Here is a 14,683-nt window from a genome sequence, read left to right as displayed (position 1 = left end):
TTTCGCGGGCGCTGATCCGATGGGGGGTGGCTGTACTTCCTGCGGACCGGCGGCAGATGGGTCTTCGTGACCGCCGTCATCGGTCCTGCCAGTGGTGGGGGGTATGCCACTTCGGCGTTTCCGGGCGCTTGGGGGGCGAGGTCGTTCTCAGGCGCCTGTCGGGCGCGGGTGTTCCCGGGGCCTAACGGGCGAGGTCGGCGGCCAGCAGCGCTTCCAGGTCGGCGAGGCCGCCGGTCTGGGCGGCGGCCAGGAACGTCCGTACGAGGCGCTGGTGCGCGGCCGTGCTCACCGGGTGGACGCGCCCGGCCGCCAGGTGCTGGCGGGCGCGGCGCAGGAGCTGCCGCGTGTGGTCCTCGGTCAGGCTCAGGACCTCGCCGATCTGGCGGTAGGGGTAGTCGAAGGCGATCCGCAGGAGGTAGACCGCTCGTTCGGCGGGGGTCAGCCGCTCCAGCAGCAGCCTGATCGCGCTGTCGACCGCCTCGTGCCGCTCGGCCGCGGTCTCGGGGCTGACCGAGTGGTCCGGCGTCTCGGGAAGCCAGGGGCCGGCCGAGGTCTCGCGGCGCTTGCGGGCCGACTGGGTGACGTTGATGGCCAGTCTCGTGGTCGTCAGCGCCAGGAACGCGGCAGGGCTGACGACGCTCGAGCGGTTGGCGCGGGACCAGCGCAGCCAGGTCTCCTGCACCACGTCCTCGGCCTCGCCCACGTCCTGCAGGACGCGCAGGCCGATCGCGTAGAGCCGGGGCGCGGCGCTGGCGAACGTCGCGGCGGCCCCGTCCCATCCGGCCGCCGGCCGGTCGTCGATCGGCTCGCCGTGGTCTCTGCGCGATTCCAGGAGGTTCATGGTCACGGTCTCAACTCCGTTCACAGGTGGCATCCGGCGGATGCCCTGTGATGACGGTCGCTGTCCGGACCCTTCCGTCGCGCCCTGGGAACCCCGTGGTCGACACCCTGGCCCGGGTACCCCGGGACTCCCTAGGGGGTCCGGGGGTGGCCCGGGGGTACTGGCCCGCGACCGCGGAATCGCCTGGTCAGAGGGCCTGTCAGGCCGGCGTGGAACCCCCTGGGGGCCCTGGCGGGCCGGGCGCGATGCGGGCCCGTGGCGGCAGGTGGCCGCAGGCCCGGTGCCCATCCTGGGTGCTGGGACGGGAAACGGCAATACCGGGCCTTCCCCGGCCCCGGCCGCTCGGCAACCTCCGGTGTCACGAACCGCCGTCGCCGTCCTGTCCAAGGGGGCGAGGGCCGGCCGAGGGGCCGGCCACCAGCGAGAGGAAGATCATGAGCGACCACGTTCTCGAGCAGGCGGCGCAGGAGTTCGCGGAGGCGGCGGCCAAGCCCCCGTTCGTGTACGAGCTCGGCACGGAAGGCGCCCGCAAGCTGCTGGACGGCGTGCAGTCCGGGCAGGTGGACAAGCCCGACGTGGACGAGAAGTGGATCACCGTGCCGGCCGGGGTCGGTGACGTGCGGGTCCGGATCGTCAAGCCCGCCGGGTCCACGGGTGTACTGCCGGCGGTGCTGTACGTGCACGGGGGCGGCTGGGTGCTGGGCAACGCGGGCACCCACGACCGGCTGGTGCGCGAGCTGGCCGCCGGGACGGGCGCGGCGCTGGTGTTCGTCGAGTACGACCGCTCGCCCGAGGCGCGCTACCCGGTGGCGATCGAGCAGGCGTACGCGACCGCCCAGTGGATCGTCAAGGAGGGCGCGACGGAGGGCCTGGACGCCACCAGGCTGGCCGTGGCGGGCGACTCCGTCGGCGGGAACATGACCGCCGCACTGACGATCATGGCCAAGCAGCGGGGCGACGTGCGGTTCGTGCACCAGTCGCTGTACTACCCGGTCACCGACGCCGGCCAGGACACCGGCAGCTACCGCGAGTTCGCCGACGGCCCCCACCTGACCGCCAAGGGCATGGCCTGGTTCTGGGACGCCTACACCACCGACCCCGCCCAGCGCGCCGAGATCACCGCCTCCCCGCTGCGCGCCACGCTGGAGGACCTGGCGGGGCTGCCGCCCGCGTTCGTCATCGTCGACGAGAACGACGTGCTGCGCGACGAGGGCGAGGCCTACGCCCGCAAGCTCACCCAGGCCGGCGTGCCGACCACCAGCATCCGCTACAACGGCACGCTGCACGACTTCATGATGCTCAACCCCGTGCGCGACACCCAGGCCGCGCGCGCCGCCACCGCCCAGGCCATCGAGGTGCTCAAGGCCGCGCTGAGCGCCGGCAGCGCGGGGAGCTGATGCCGCCGTGCCCGCGATCCTCATCCACGGCGTCCCCGACACCCACCGCGTCTGGGCGGGCGTGCGCCGGCACCTGGAGCGTACGGACGTGGAGGCGTGGGACCTGCCGGGGTTCGGCGCCCCCCGCCCGGACGGCTTCGGCAGCACCAAGGAGGAGTACGCCGACTGGCTGATCGACCGCCTGGAGCAGGTCGGCGAGCCGGTCGACCTGGTCGGCCACGACTGGGGCTGCATCCTCACCGCCCGGGTCGCGTCCCTGCGCCCCGACCTCGTACGCACCTGGGCGGGCGGCAACGGCCCGATCAGCGCCCGCTACGCCTGGCACCCGCTGGCCAGGATCTGGCAGGACCCGGTCACGGGTGACCGGTTCATGGCCGAGCTGACGCCGGACGGCTTCGCGGCCGACCTCGTCAACGGGTTCGAGGTCCCCGCCGGCCTGGCCGAGGAGATGGTGCGGCACGTGGACGCGCCGATGAAGGACAGCATCCTCCGGCTCTACCGCTCCGCGCTGCGCATGGGCGCCGAATGGGAGCCCGAGCTGGCGAAGGTGACCGCGCCCAGCCTCGTGATCTGGGGCTCGCGCGATCCCGCCTGCCCGGTCGCGTTCGCCGACGAGCTGGGCCGGGCGATCAGGGCGGAACGCGTGATCAAGTTCGTCGACTGCAACCACTGGCCGCTGCTGCAGCGGCCGCAGCAGGTGGCGATCGCCCTGGAGGAGCACTGGCGGCACCCGGCATTACGAGGCGGAGACCATGACCGTTCAGCGGCTTGACGAGCCCCGTTCGCCCCTGCGCTGGACCGCCCGCGCCGCCTGCCAGGACGCGGACCCCGGCCTGTTCTTCCCGATCGTCTGGGACGACCAGGCCGGTCAGCGCGCCGAGCAGGCGCGGAGCATCTGCCGGGCCTGCCCCGTGCAGGCCATCTGCCTGGACTGGGCGCTGCGCACCGGCGAGCCGGACGGCATGTGGGGCGGCACCACTCCGGAGGAGCGCCGCCGGATCCGGACCCGCCAGGCGCAGGCCACGGCCTGACCCCATTTCCCTACACCCAGAACAGGACACCCGATGAAGAACCTCGAGAGCGTCGACGCTCCCGGGCCCGCCCGGATCGACACCCTCGACAGCCTCCGCCAGCACCTGCAGTGGGCGATCGAGCTGGAGCACGCGACGCTGCCGCCGTACCTGTGCGCGCTGTACTCGCTGGACCCGGAGCGCAACCCCGACGCCGTGGAGGTGGTGGGCAGCGTCTTCGCCGAGGAGATGCTGCACCTGGCCCTGGCCGCGAACCTGCTCAACGCCGTGGGCGGGCGGCCACGCCTGGACATGCCGGAGATGCTGCCGGCCCATCCCCGGCGGCTGCCGCACAGCCCTCTGGAGCTGTCGCTGCTCCCGTTCGGCCCCGAGGCGCTGGAGATGTTCCTGCGCCTGGAACAGCCGGCGCCTCCCGGCGCACCGCCGCAAGGCGACGGCTACGAGACCATCGGCCAGTTCTACGACGCCGTCGAGCAGGGGCTGCGCCACCTGTGCGAGCAGCTCGGCGAGCGGGCGGTCTTCTCCGGCGACCCCGCCCGCCAGGTGGCCGGCACCCACTTCCGGCACACCGGGGGCGCGCTGTTCGCGGTGGAGGACCTGGAGTCCGCGCTGGGAGCGCTGGAGGAGATCGTCGAGCAGGGCGAGGGCACGGCCAGGGGCGAGGTCTGGGACGGCGACCAGGACATCTTCCACCCAGAACGGGACGAGGTCGCCCACTACTTCCGCCTCATGGAGCTCAAGCTCGGGCGCCGCTACCAGCGCGGGGACACCCCGAAGTCCGGCCCCACCGGCGAGCGGATCTCGGTGAACCTGTCAGCCGTACGCCCGATGCGGCCCAACCCGCGGCTGTCCGACCACGCCCCCGGCAGCGCCGTCCGCACGGCGCAGGAGGAGTTCAACCGCACCTACTGCACCCTGCTGAACCAGCTGGAGCAGGCCTTCGACGGCGACCCGAAGCTGCTCGGCGCCGCCGTCGGCACCATGTACGCGCTCAAGGGCCAGGCCGCCGCCCTGATGCAGCTGCCCGACGGGGACGGCACCGTGGCCGGTCCCACCTTCGACTACGTGCCGCCGGACTCACGCTCGTAAGCGTCCGCGCCCGGAAAGGAAGAAACCTCCGTGGACAACCCCTTGAGGATCGGCGCCGGGCTCGTCGACTACGTGCTGATCCTCGTCTACTTCGCCGTCGTCCTGCTGGTCGGGGTGGCCGCGCGCCGGCGGGTCTCCAGCAGTCTCGACTTCCTGCTGTCGGGGCGGTCGCTGCCGGCCTGGATCACCGGGCTGGCCTTCATCTCGGCCAACCTCGGCGCCGTCGAGGTCATCGGCATGTCGGCCAACGGCGCCGAGTACGGCATGCCGACCATGCACTACTACTGGATCGGCGCCGTCCCGGCCATGCTGTTCCTCGGTGTCGTGATGATGCCGTTCTACTACGGGTCGAAGGTGCGCAGCGTGCCGGAGTTCATGCGCCGCCGCTTCGGCCCGGGCGCGCACCTGGTCAACGCGATCACCTTCGCGCTGGCCCAGGTGCTGATCGCGGGCATCAACCTGTTCCTGCTGGCCACCGTGGTCAACGGGCTGCTCGGCTGGCCCTTGTGGGTGGCCCTGATCCTGGCCGCCGTGATCGTGCTCAGCTACATCACCCTGGGCGGGCTGTCGGCCGCCATCTACAACGAGGTGCTGCAGTTCTTCGTCATCGTCGCCGCGCTGCTGCCGCTCACCCTCATCGGGCTGCACCGCGTCGGCGGTGTCGGCGGGCTGATCGACCGGATCCAGGACCCCGGGCAGCTGCGCTCGTGGCCGGGCACCGCGCTGGCCGGCTTCGACCACCCGGTGCTGTCCGTGATCGGCATCGTGTTCGGGCTGGGCTTCGTGCTCTCCTTCGGCTACTGGACCACCAACTTCGTCGAGGTCCAGCGGGCCATGGCGACCAGCTCGATGACGGCCGCGCGCAGCACGCCGATCATCGCCTCGTTCCCGAAGATGTTCATCCCGTTCATCGTGGTCATCCCCGGCATGATCGCCGGGGTGCTGGTGCCGGAGGTGATGCGGCTGAAGGCCGGCGATCCGGCCGCCGGGGTCACCTACAACGACTCGATCCTGCTGCTGATCCGCGACACGCTGCCCACCGGGCTGCTCGGCCTGGCCCTGACGGGCCTGCTGGCGGCGTTCATGGCGGGCATGGCGGCCAACATCTCCGCCTTCAACACCGTCTTCAGCTACGACCTGTGGCAGCAGTACGTGGTCAAGGGCCGCTCCGACGGCTACTACCTGAAGGTCGGCCGGTGGGCCACGGTCGGCGCGACGGTGCTGGCCATCGGCACCGCGTTCATCGCCGCCGGCTACGGCAACCTGATGACCTACCTGCAGACCTTGTTCGGCTTCTTCAACGCGCCGCTGTTCGCCACGTTCATCCTGGGCATCTTCTGGAAGCGCATGACCGCGACCGCCGGCTGGGTGGGGCTGGTGTCCGGCACGCTGGGCGCGATCGCCGTCTGGCTGGCCAACGAGACCGGCCTGATCTCGCTGCCCGGGCAGGGCGCGGCCTTCGTCTCGGCGGGCGTGGCGTTCGTCACCGACCTCGCGGTCAGCATCCTGGTCAGCCTGGTCACCGCGCCGAAACCGGCGGCGGACCTGAACGGCCTCGTCTACTCCGAGACGCCCAAGGCGCAGCGCACCGACCCGGCCGCCGCCCGGCTGCCCTGGTACCGGGCGCCGGCCAAGCTGGCGGGCATCTCCCTGGTGCTCGTCACCGTCCTCAACGTGATCTTCCGATGAAGGGGAACCGGCACATGACCGACGACCAGCCCGCATCCCGCAAGGTCGGCGCGTTCGACATCCGCGTCGTCATCGCCGGACTGATCGGCTTCTACGGCGTCGTACTGATCGTCATGGGGTTCGTCGCGGACACCGCCGCGGACCGGGCCAAGACCGGCGACGTGAACGCCAACCTGTGGGCCGGCATCGGCATGGTGGTCGTCGCGGCCGCCTTCGCGATCTCGGCGCGCCTGCGGCCCGTCCTCATCGAATGACCATCCTGGGGGGGATGCGACGGCCCGGACGCCGCCCGTGATGCGGCGTCCGGGCCGTGCTCACGCCGTGGCCAGGGAACCCTCCGGCAGGCTGCCGCGAAGCTGCCTGCGGGAGACGACGCCGAGCTTGGTGAAGACCTTGCGCAGGTGCCACTCGACGGTGTGCGGGCTGATGAAGAGCCGCGCGCCGATCTCGGAGTTCGTCAGCCCGTCCCCGGCCAGGCGGGCGATCTGCGCCTCCTGGGCGGTGAGCGTGACGCCCGGCTCGGCGGACCGCGTGCGCACGGTCTCGCCGGTGGCCTCTAACTCCCGCCTGGCACGTCCGGCGAACGCCTCGACCCCGATCCGGTCGAGGAGCTCGTACGCGGCACCCAGCTGCTCGCGCGCCTCCGCGCGGCGGTTCTCGCGGCGCAGCCATTCGCCGTGGAGCAGCAGGGCGCGGGCGTAGGTGACCCGGACGCCGGTGCGGCCGAGGCGCTCGACCGCCTCGCGGTACAGGGCGTCGGCGGCCGGCCCCTCGCTCACCTGGGCCCGCGCCACGGCCGAGGCGCCGAGGGCCCAGTCGGTGCCGCAGGCCCTGGCCATCGCGTCGAGCGTCCTGGCGGCGTCGGCGGCGCGGGCGTGCCGTCCCGTGCGGGCCGCGGACTCCACGAGCTCCATCGCGGACCTGATGGCCAGGCCAAGCTCCTGGAGGTTCGCGGCGCCCTGCTCGGCGGCGGCGTACGCCTCCTCGTGCCGGCCGTGGCCGTTGTAGAGCACCGCGCGGGCCCACTGGCCGGCGGTCAGCGGCTTCCCCCGCCCCTGGTAGAGGTCCGCGTCGCGGCTGACCGCCTGGATCGCCTCCAGCGTCGCGGCCTCCCGGCCCCGCCACGGCTCGATCACCATCGCGACGTAGTGGGCCAGGAAGCGGCTGCCCGTCGCCTCGCCGATCTCGCGCGCCTCGGCGATCAGCGTGTCCGCGTGGCCGAGCTCGCCGGCCAGCACCCGGTTCGAGACGAGTTGCAGGAGCGCCTGCGGCAGCACCGACAGCGCCCCTCTCTCGCGGGCCAGGTCGACCAGCCGCGTGGAGAGCGCCGTGCTCGCGTCGAAGTCCCAGACGTTGAACGCCATGCGGGAGGCGAGCGGGAGCCAGCCCAGGCCCTCCTCCGGGGAGAGCTCCGCGGTACGGAAGTCGTCCAGGGCCTGGCGTACCAGCGGCACGCCGGCCGCGTACCCGTCGGTGGTCATCACGGCCAGGCCGCGCAGCAGCAGGTGATGGCGCTCCGGCGGCGGCCCGGGCGGCGCGGCGAGCGTCGCCCTGGCGACGTCCGGCAGCCGGGCGCCGCTCGGCAGGCGGTCGATGGTCAGCGCCGCGTCGAGCGCGTCGCGGTAGGTCTCCTCGGCCAGCCGCGCGTCCAGCGGCTCCAGCCGCCTGGCGGCCGTGAGCAGCAGCGGCAGGGCGGTGCCCGCGCTCCTGGCGGCGAGCATGATCTGACCGCGCAGCAGGGCGGCCCCGGCGAGCTGGTGCTCGTCGAGCGGGGTGAGCTCGGCCGCGTCCAGGAGCCCGCGCGCGGCGTCGTACCCGCCGGCCTGGTGCTTGGCCCGGGCGGCGGCCAGCGCTCTGGCGCCACGGCGGGCGGCGTCGGGGGTCAGCTCGGCCGCCCGTTCCAGGAACGCGGCCGCCGCCGCGACCCCGCCGCGAGCCTGCGCCCGGCCGGCGGATCGTTCGAGCTCGGCGGCCACCGCCTCGTCGGGGCCGGCGGTGGCGCCGGCGAGATGCCAGGCCCGGCGGTCGGGATCCGCCTGGGGGCCGGTCGCGCCGGCCAGCGCCCGGTGCGCGTCCTGCCGCTCGTGCGGGGCGGCCGAGCCGTAGACCACCGAACGCACCAGGGGATGGCGGAACCGCACCCGGGTGCCGATGGTGATCAGGCCCGCCTCCTCGGCCGGCGCCGCGGCGGCCGGCTCGAGGCCCAGCAGCTCGGCGGCTCCGGTCAGCAGGGCCACGTCGCCCATCGGCTCGGCCGCCGCGACCAGCAGCACCCGCTGCGTCTCCGCGGGCAGCGCCCGGACCTGCCGCAGCAGGCTCTGCTCGATCCGGCCGCCCACGGGCCGCGCGTCCGGCAGCCCGAACCCGCCCGCCAGCTCGGCCGGCGTCAGCCCGCGAGGCAGCTCCAGCAGGGCCAGCGGATTGCCCTGCGCCTCGGCCACGATCCCGTCCCGCACCCGCTCGTCGAGCCGGCCGGGGGTCACGGAGTCGAGCAGGGCGCGGGAGTCACCATCGCTCAACCGCGCCACCTGGAGCTGCGCGAGCCCTTTCAGCTCCGGTTCGAGCGCCTGCGGGCGCACCGCGAACACCAGCCCGACCCGCTCGGCGAGCAGGCGCCGCGCCACGAAGGCGAGCGTCTGCACCGAGACCAGGTCCAGCCACTGGGCGTCGTCGACCAGGCAGAGCAGCGGCTCCTTGTCGGCCACGTTGGCGAGCAGGCTGAGGACCGCCAGCCCGACCAGGAACCGGTCGGGCGGAGCTCCCGTGCTCAGGCCGAACGCCGTCTCGAGCGCCTGGCGCTGCGGCTGCGGCAGGCGGCGCAGGTCGTCCAGGAACGGGGCGCAGAGCTGGTGCAGCCCGCCGAAGGCCAGCTCCATCTCCGACTCCACGCCCGCCGCCCTGGCGATCCGGCAGCCCGAGGCCGCGGCGCGCGTGTACTCCAGCAGCGCCGTCTTGCCGATGCCGGCCTCGCCGCGCACCACCAGCACCGAGCTGTGACCACCCTCCACGGTCGCCACGAGCCGGTCCAGCGTCTCGCACTCCGCCTGGCGGCCACGCAGGCGCGACCAGGATTCCCGCTTCGCCATCTGGCACCGTCCCCTCAGGGTGAAGGCCACCGGCGCCCGCCACGGGGCGGCCGGTGGCCTTCGTCACCCGCAACGCGCGGTGGTGAACAGGAACGCGCAATCCTGTACGGCCTCCACGCGGTGGCGGCGTCCGGGCATGACCAGCAGGTCGCCGGGCACCCCGTCCCACGACTCGGGCCCGGCGACCAGCCGGACCCGCCCGTGCAGCACGTGCACCGTGACCTCGCCGGGATGGTCGGGCTCGTGGATGTGCTCGCCCTGCCGCAACGCCATCACCGTCTGCCGCAGCGCACGGTCGTGCCCGCCGTGGACGGTGGTGGCGCTGCGGCCGCTGTCCGTCTCACGGGCCCTGGTGACCAGGTCGCGGGCGAGCGCGGTCAGCGACGTCCTGGTCATGACCGGGGCGCGCGCCGGTCCCGGCGGGCTTCCAGCTCCTCCTCGCTGACCGGGACCAGCATCGGCTGCCCCGGCGCGCAGAACATCGTCACCACGAACGCCGACTCCTCGTCGGCGAGGTGGTTGCCGTCCTGGTAGTGGATCACGTCCCCACCGGGCTCCCAGAACGCCTCACCGGCCCGCACCACCCGCACGGGGTCGCCTTCGAGCTCGAAATTGATCGCCCCCTTGACCACGTACCCGTACGCGGGCCCCGAGTGCCGGTGCGGCGGGGCGCCCGGGCTGTTCGGCGGCAACGTGACCAGGATCGTCATCGCCTCGGCCCCCTCCGGCGCGGGCGGTGCCCCCGGCACGGTGGCGACCACGTCGAGCTTCGGCGGCGGGCCGCTCTTGTCCGGGTTGTCGAGGTGGTGGGCGTGGGCGTGGTCGGTGCTCATCGGCATTCCTCCGCGATCAGTGGCCGGTCGGATCCGGCCGTGCACAGCTCAGACAAGACGGCGCCCCGGATGCGTGACACGCCTCCGGGGCGGCGGGGGTCATCCCGCGGCGCGCAGGTACACCGGGAGTTCCTGGTGGCCGTTGCTGATGAGGGTGGGGATGGGCCGCAGGTCGCCGGCCGGCGCCGCGAGCGAGACGCCGGGAAACCGCGCGAACAGCTGCCGCAGGGCCTCGGCGACCTCCAGGCGGGCCAGCGGGGCTCCCAGGCAGAAGTGCACGCCGTAGCCGAACGCCAGGTGATCCTTCATGCTGCGGGTGACGTCGAAGGTGTCGGCGTCCGGCCCGTGCCAGTCGGGGTGGCGGTTGGCGGCCCCGTACGCGGCCAGGATGGGCTCTCCCGCGGCGATGACCTGCCCGTCGGGCAGCTTGAGGTCGGTCACGGCGAAGCGCAGCGGCAGGTACTTGATGGCGGGCTCGGCCCGCAGGGTCTCCTCCACCACCTCCTCCCAGGGCACGTGGCCGTCGCGGACGAGGCGGAGCTGGTCAGGGGAGGTCAGCATCGCGAAGACGGCCTGGTCGATGACGTTGACGGTGGTCTCGTAGCCGGCGCTGATCATCAGGATCATGGTGTCGCGCAGCTCGACGCCGGTGAAGCCGGTGCCGTCCGACTCCTCGTCGCGGGCCGCGATGAGCAGGGAGGTCATGTCGTCGCCCGGATGGGCGCGCTTGGTGGCGATGAGCTGGTCGATGTGCTCGAAGAGCAGCAGGGTGTTCGCCTGGGCCTGCTCGGGCGTGAGGGTGCTGTCGAAGACGTTGTCGACGATCTGCCGGAAGTCGCCCCGCTGGTCCTCCGGCACGCCCATCAGGTGGCCGATCACGGAGATGGGCAGCGGGTAGGCCAGCCGTTCACGCAGGTCCACCACCTGGCCGGGGGGCACCGCGGCCAGGTCGTCCATCAGCCCGGCGACCATGGCCTCGATGGTCGGCTTGAGCTCGGCGATGCGGCGGGCGCTGAAGGCGGGCGCGACCATCCGCCGTAACCTGCGGTGGTCGGCGCCGTACGCGGTGAGCATGCTCTGCACCTCGATCCACAGGGCGAGAGGCCAGGTGCGGATCGTCCGCTGGAAGTCCGGATAGTGCGCGCGGCCGTTCTTGGACACGTCGGGGCTGGTCAGCAGTGTCTTCAGCAGGGCGGGGTCGGAGACCGCCCAGGCACGCAGGCCGAGCACGTCCACGGGGGTGGCCGGGCCGCGAGCCCGCAGGGCCCGGTACTCGGCCTGGCGGTCGGCACCGGCGGGGTCGATGACGAAGGGCAGGGGCTGGGACACGCGTCGTCTCCTTCGGCGTAACGGGGGCTCCGGAGACGTTGACCGGGCAGCCCCGGCCGCGCGTGACAGGCGGGCCGTCCGGCCCCCGCCGGCGGTCACCGGTGATCCGGCATGATGGGGGCATGGCGTTGTCGACCGTCTTCACGGAGCTGCTCGGCGTGCGGCACCCGATCGCGCTGGCGCCGATGGGCGGGTCGGCGGGCGGGGCGCTGGCCGCGGCCGTCTGCCGCGGCGGCGGGTTCGGGATCCTGGGCGGCGCGTACGGTGACCCCGATTGGCTGGCGCGCGAGGTGCCCATCGCCGCGAAGACCGGACGGCCCTGGGGCATCGGATTCCTGACCTGGGGCATCGACCTCGCCGCGGTGGAGCTGGCGCTGAGCTACGGCCCCCGCGCCGTGATGTTGTCCTTCGGCGACCCCGCCCCGTACGCCGAGCGGGTCCGCCGGTCGGGCGCCCTGCTGATCCTCCAGGTCACCGATCTGGAGGAGGCCGAGCAGGCCGTGGCCCTCGGGGCCGACGTGATCGTGGCGCAGGGCACCGAGAGCGGCGGGCACGGCGCCGCGCGCGGCCGGTCCACCCTGCCGTTCGTGCCCGCGGTGGTGGATCTCGCGGCTCCGACACCGGTGCTGGCGGCGGGCGGGATCGCCGACGGTCGCGGGGTGGCGGCCGCTCTCGTGCTGGGCGCCGCGGGAGCGCTCGTCGGCACCCGCTTCCAGGCCACCACCGAGGCCCTGGTGGACCCCTCGACCACCGAGGCCATCCTCGGCGGGCGGGGCCAGGACACCGAGCGGAGCACCGTGCTGGACATCGCGCGCGGCTCCGCGTGGCCGTCCAGGTATCCGGCCCGCACCCTCGGCCACCCCTACCTCGACCGCTGGCGTGGCCGGGAGGCCGAGCTCGCCGCCGATCCCGGGGCGCTCCAGGAGTACCGGGACGACGTGGCGAGCGGTGCGATCCCGCCGCTGCCCGTCTGGGCGGGCGAGGCCGTGGACCTCATCACCGACCTGCCCTCGGCGGAGGACCTGGTGACCGCGATGGCCGCCCAGGCCGAGGACGCCCTGAACCGGGCCGGGCGCCGCTAGCGCCGTGGCGCGGCCGGAGGTGTGCGACGATCGTGCGGTGAACGCCCCTCCCACCGCACGCAAGGTAGGCAGGCCGCGCGCCGTGGCGCGCCCGCGCAGCGGGCTGAGCCCGCGCGAGGAGATTCTGACGGCGGCGGCGGAGCTGTTCACCACCCACGGCTACACCGCCACCACGACGCGGGCGCTGGCCGAGCGGGCCGGGATCAGGCAGGCGTCGCTCTACCACTACGTCGACGGCAAGGAGGACCTCCTCGCCGAGCTGCTGGAGAGCACGGTACGGCCGTCCCTGGAGGCCGCGCGCGCCCTGTCCGGAGCCACGGCGGAGGAGCGGCTGTGGCAGTTGTGCCATCGGGACGCCGCGCTGCTGTGCTCGGGGCCGTACAACCTGGGCGCGCTCTACCTGCTGCCCGAGGTGCGCACGGAGCGGTTCGCCGCGTTCCGGCGGATGCGCGAGGAGCTCAAGGACGCGTACGGTGGCCTGCTGGCGGCCACCTCCGCAGGGGCGGCGCTGGCTCCCGATGACCTGGCGCTCCGCACCGACCTGCTGTTCGCGCTGATCGAGGGCGTCATCCTGATCCGCAGGGACACCCCGGGCGAGCTTGCCGCCAACGCCGTCGAGACGCTGGCGGCCGCCACCGCCGACGCGGCACTACGCCTGGCCGGTGTTCGCGACCGGCAGCCGCCCGCCGGCCACCCCGGCCAGGCGTAGCCGCCGGTAGAGCAGGCCCAGGGCGATGACCGCCGCGAGGAAGAGCAGGGTGAACCACTGGAAGAACCAGTGGCCGGTGATCGGGGCGTACACCTCGGCCCGCGGCCAGGCCAGGTTCACCGTCATGGCCAGCCCGTAGCAGAAGGCCAGCGCGTTGACCGGCAGTCCCCAGCGGCCCATGCTGAACAGCGGCGTCCCGTCCTCCGCGGTCCCGGCCGGCGCCCCGCCCCGCCAGGCGCCGCGCAGCCGCTGCACCAGCAGCGGGCCCGTCACCATCGCGTACGCCAGGTAGAGCAGCACGATGCAGGTGGTGCCGATGGCCAGGAACGCCTCCGGGGAGGCGAAGTTGAGCAGCAGGATCGCGGCCGCGAACGCCCCGGTGACCAGCGCGGGACCGGCCGGCATGCCGGTGCGGGGCGAGACCCTGGACAGCGCGCCGGAGAAGGGCACCACCCCGTCGCGCGCCATGGAGAACAACATCCTGGTGGCCGCGGTCTGGATCGCCATGGTGGCCACGGCGATCGCCACCACCACGTCGGCCAGCAGCAGCTTGCCCACCCAGTCGCCCAGGCTGCTGGTGAGCACGTACGACAGGCCCTCGGTGGCCAGCCGCCCGTCGGTCAGGCTGGGGGCGGCGAGCAGGCCGGCGAAGATGATCAGCCCGCCGAGCAGCCCCGCCGCCGTGAGCGCGGTCAGGATGGTGCGCGGGGCGACCCGCCGGGGGTTGCGCGTCTCCTCGCTCAGCTCGCCCGCGCTGTCGAATCCGATGAGCACGTACGCGGCGGTGAACGAGCCGACCAGCAGCGCGCCGATGGCCCCGCCCTGCCCGCCGGTGCTGAACGTGACGCCGGGGCCGTTCTCGGCGTGGGTGAACAGCAGCACGATGATGAGCACCGCGCCGATGATCTCCGTGGTCACGCCGATGCTGTTGACCCTGGCCAGGACGCGGTTGTCGATGACGTTCACGGCCGTGGTGAGCGCGAGCAGGATCAGGCCGAGGATCGCGGCGTTGGCCGCTCCCGTGGCGGTGGTGGGCGCGGGGTCGCCGCCGACGAGCTGGAAGCCCGGCCAGATCGAGGGCAGCACCACCTGCAGCGCGAGCGCCGCGGCGGCGATGACGACGATCTGCCCGAGAATCATGATCCATCCCGCGAACCAGCCGAACGCGGGCGTGCTCAGCCGGGTGGACCACTGGTAGATGGAGCCGGAGATGGGGTAGCGGGCGGCCAGCTCGGCGAAGCAGAGCGCGACCAGGAGCTGCCCGGCCAGCACGACCGGCCAGGTCCAGAAGAAGGCGGCGCCGCCGAAGGAGTACCCGATGGCGAAGAACTGGAAGACCGTGGTCAGCACGGAGATGAAGGAGAAGCCCGCGGCGAAGGAGGCGTACCTGCCCATGCTGCGGTGCAGCTCCTGGCGGTAGCCGAAGGTCCGCAGCGAGGCTTCGTCGGTGGGTGGCGGGGGAGTGGCGGTGACGTCCATCGGGTCTCCGGGCGCTCGAATTTCTGTCGGTTGACCGATATGTACGGGCCCGTCGTTTCCGCCTCATGACGCCGGCGTTCATCTGCCGTAACGCAAAACTCACCGTGCAGCCCGTTCA

Annotated in this window: 14 protein-coding genes; 8 read left to right on the top strand and 6 right to left on the bottom strand. The window is 73.3% G+C overall.

The window, feature by feature from the left end; translation table 11 throughout:
* Positions 1-181 precede the first annotated feature (181 nt).
* The gene (locus HD593_RS31075; protein ID WP_185112237.1) at positions 182-841 is read right to left on the bottom strand and encodes a sigma-70 family RNA polymerase sigma factor; all 660 of its coding nucleotides are present in this window, start codon (positions 839-841) and stop codon (positions 182-184) included.
* 434 nt (positions 842-1,275) lie between these two features.
* Here HD593_RS31075 and HD593_RS31070 point away from each other — a divergent pair, with 434 nt between their 5' ends.
* From HD593_RS31070 to HD593_RS31045, 6 genes are read left to right on the top strand one after another with little or no spacing between them, the layout of a single operon-like run.
* Positions 1,276-2,238 (top strand): alpha/beta hydrolase, encoded by a 963-nt coding sequence (locus HD593_RS31070; RefSeq protein ID WP_185105536.1) that lies wholly within the window; start codon positions 1,276-1,278, stop codon positions 2,236-2,238.
* Between the two features lie 7 nt (positions 2,239-2,245).
* Entirely contained in the window at positions 2,246-3,010 is a 765-nt protein-coding gene (locus tag HD593_RS31065; protein WP_185105535.1) for an alpha/beta fold hydrolase, read from the top strand.
* Positions 2,991-3,269, top strand: coding sequence for a WhiB family transcriptional regulator (locus HD593_RS31060; protein ID WP_185105534.1), 279 nt, complete (start codon positions 2,991-2,993; stop codon positions 3,267-3,269). The genes HD593_RS31065 and HD593_RS31060 overlap by 20 nt, the downstream gene beginning before the upstream one ends.
* Positions 3,270-3,302: 33 nt before the next feature.
* Positions 3,303-4,358 (top strand): ferritin-like domain-containing protein, encoded by a 1,056-nt coding sequence (locus HD593_RS31055; protein WP_185105533.1) that lies wholly within the window; start codon positions 3,303-3,305, stop codon positions 4,356-4,358.
* Between the two features lie 30 nt (positions 4,359-4,388).
* Positions 4,389-6,047, top strand: coding sequence for a sodium:solute symporter family protein (locus HD593_RS31050; protein WP_185105532.1), 1,659 nt, complete (start codon positions 4,389-4,391; stop codon positions 6,045-6,047).
* A 14-nt stretch (positions 6,048-6,061) separates the two neighbouring features.
* Positions 6,062-6,301 carry a hypothetical protein gene (locus HD593_RS31045; RefSeq protein ID WP_185105531.1) on the top strand — a complete coding sequence of 80 codons (240 nt, stop codon included), beginning with the start codon at positions 6,062-6,064 and terminating at the stop codon, positions 6,299-6,301.
* Positions 6,302-6,361: 60 nt separating this feature from the next.
* Here the strand turns inward: HD593_RS31045 and HD593_RS31040 are convergent, their stop codons facing one another.
* From HD593_RS31040 to HD593_RS31025, 4 genes are all read right to left on the bottom strand, one after another.
* Complete coding sequence (locus HD593_RS31040; protein ID WP_185105530.1) at positions 6,362-9,133, bottom strand: ATP-binding protein; 2,772 nt, start codon at positions 9,131-9,133, stop codon at positions 6,362-6,364.
* A 63-nt stretch (positions 9,134-9,196) separates the two neighbouring features.
* Positions 9,197-9,529, bottom strand: a complete 333-nt coding sequence (locus HD593_RS31035; protein WP_185105529.1) for a cupin domain-containing protein — start codon at positions 9,527-9,529, stop codon at positions 9,197-9,199.
* Positions 9,526-9,966, bottom strand: a complete 441-nt coding sequence (locus HD593_RS31030; protein ID WP_185105528.1) for a cupin domain-containing protein — start codon at positions 9,964-9,966, stop codon at positions 9,526-9,528. The genes HD593_RS31035 and HD593_RS31030 overlap by 4 nt, the downstream gene beginning before the upstream one ends.
* Positions 9,967-10,065: 99 nt before the next feature.
* On the bottom strand, positions 10,066-11,295 hold the full coding sequence (locus HD593_RS31025) for a cytochrome P450 family protein (RefSeq protein WP_185105527.1): 1,230 nt from the start codon (positions 11,293-11,295) through the stop codon (positions 10,066-10,068).
* 122 nt (positions 11,296-11,417) lie between these two features.
* On the opposite strand from HD593_RS31025, the gene HD593_RS31020 reads away from it, so the two are divergent.
* Positions 11,418-12,377 (top strand): NAD(P)H-dependent flavin oxidoreductase, encoded by a 960-nt coding sequence (locus HD593_RS31020; RefSeq protein ID WP_185105526.1) that lies wholly within the window; start codon positions 11,418-11,420, stop codon positions 12,375-12,377.
* Positions 12,378-12,414: 37 nt separating this feature from the next.
* A complete protein-coding gene (locus HD593_RS31015) occupies positions 12,415-13,086 on the top strand; it encodes a TetR/AcrR family transcriptional regulator (protein WP_185105525.1) in 672 nt (223 codons plus the stop codon).
* Here HD593_RS31015 and HD593_RS31010 read toward each other — a convergent pair.
* Positions 13,027-14,565 (bottom strand): amino acid permease, encoded by a 1,539-nt coding sequence (locus tag HD593_RS31010; protein WP_185105524.1) that lies wholly within the window; start codon positions 14,563-14,565, stop codon positions 13,027-13,029. The genes HD593_RS31015 and HD593_RS31010 overlap by 60 nt on opposite strands.
* Positions 14,566-14,683: the final 118 nt, after the last annotated feature.

It is taken from the genome of Nonomuraea rubra, assembly GCF_014207985.1.
GTDB lineage: Bacteria > Actinomycetota > Actinomycetes > Streptosporangiales > Streptosporangiaceae > Nonomuraea > Nonomuraea rubra.
Note: the sequence above shows the minus strand (reverse complement) of the source record. Positions and strands in the feature narration are given on the sequence as shown.

What these genes read in the sequence shown, in the direction of transcription:
- HD593_RS31075 (WP_185112237.1), bottom strand. Translation starts at nt 841, where the DNA reads ATGAACCTCCTGGAATCGCGCAGAGACCACGGCGAGCCGATCGACGAC.
- HD593_RS31040 (WP_185105530.1), bottom strand. Translation starts at nt 9,133, where the DNA reads ATGGCGAAGCGGGAATCCTGGTCGCGCCTGCGTGGCCGCCAGGCGGAG.
- HD593_RS31045 (WP_185105531.1), top strand. Translation starts at nt 6,062, where the DNA reads ATGACCGACGACCAGCCCGCATCCCGCAAGGTCGGCGCGTTCGACATC.
- HD593_RS31060 (WP_185105534.1), top strand. Translation starts at nt 2,991, where the DNA reads ATGACCGTTCAGCGGCTTGACGAGCCCCGTTCGCCCCTGCGCTGGACC.
- HD593_RS31070 (WP_185105536.1), top strand. Translation starts at nt 1,276, where the DNA reads ATGAGCGACCACGTTCTCGAGCAGGCGGCGCAGGAGTTCGCGGAGGCG.
- HD593_RS31055 (WP_185105533.1), top strand. Translation starts at nt 3,303, where the DNA reads ATGAAGAACCTCGAGAGCGTCGACGCTCCCGGGCCCGCCCGGATCGAC.
- HD593_RS31020 (WP_185105526.1), top strand. Translation starts at nt 11,418, where the DNA reads ATGGCGTTGTCGACCGTCTTCACGGAGCTGCTCGGCGTGCGGCACCCG.
- HD593_RS31030 (WP_185105528.1), bottom strand. Translation starts at nt 9,966, where the DNA reads ATGAGCACCGACCACGCCCACGCCCACCACCTCGACAACCCGGACAAG.
- HD593_RS31010 (WP_185105524.1), bottom strand. Translation starts at nt 14,565, where the DNA reads ATGGACGTCACCGCCACTCCCCCGCCACCCACCGACGAAGCCTCGCTG.
- HD593_RS31035 (WP_185105529.1), bottom strand. Translation starts at nt 9,529, where the DNA reads ATGACCAGGACGTCGCTGACCGCGCTCGCCCGCGACCTGGTCACCAGG.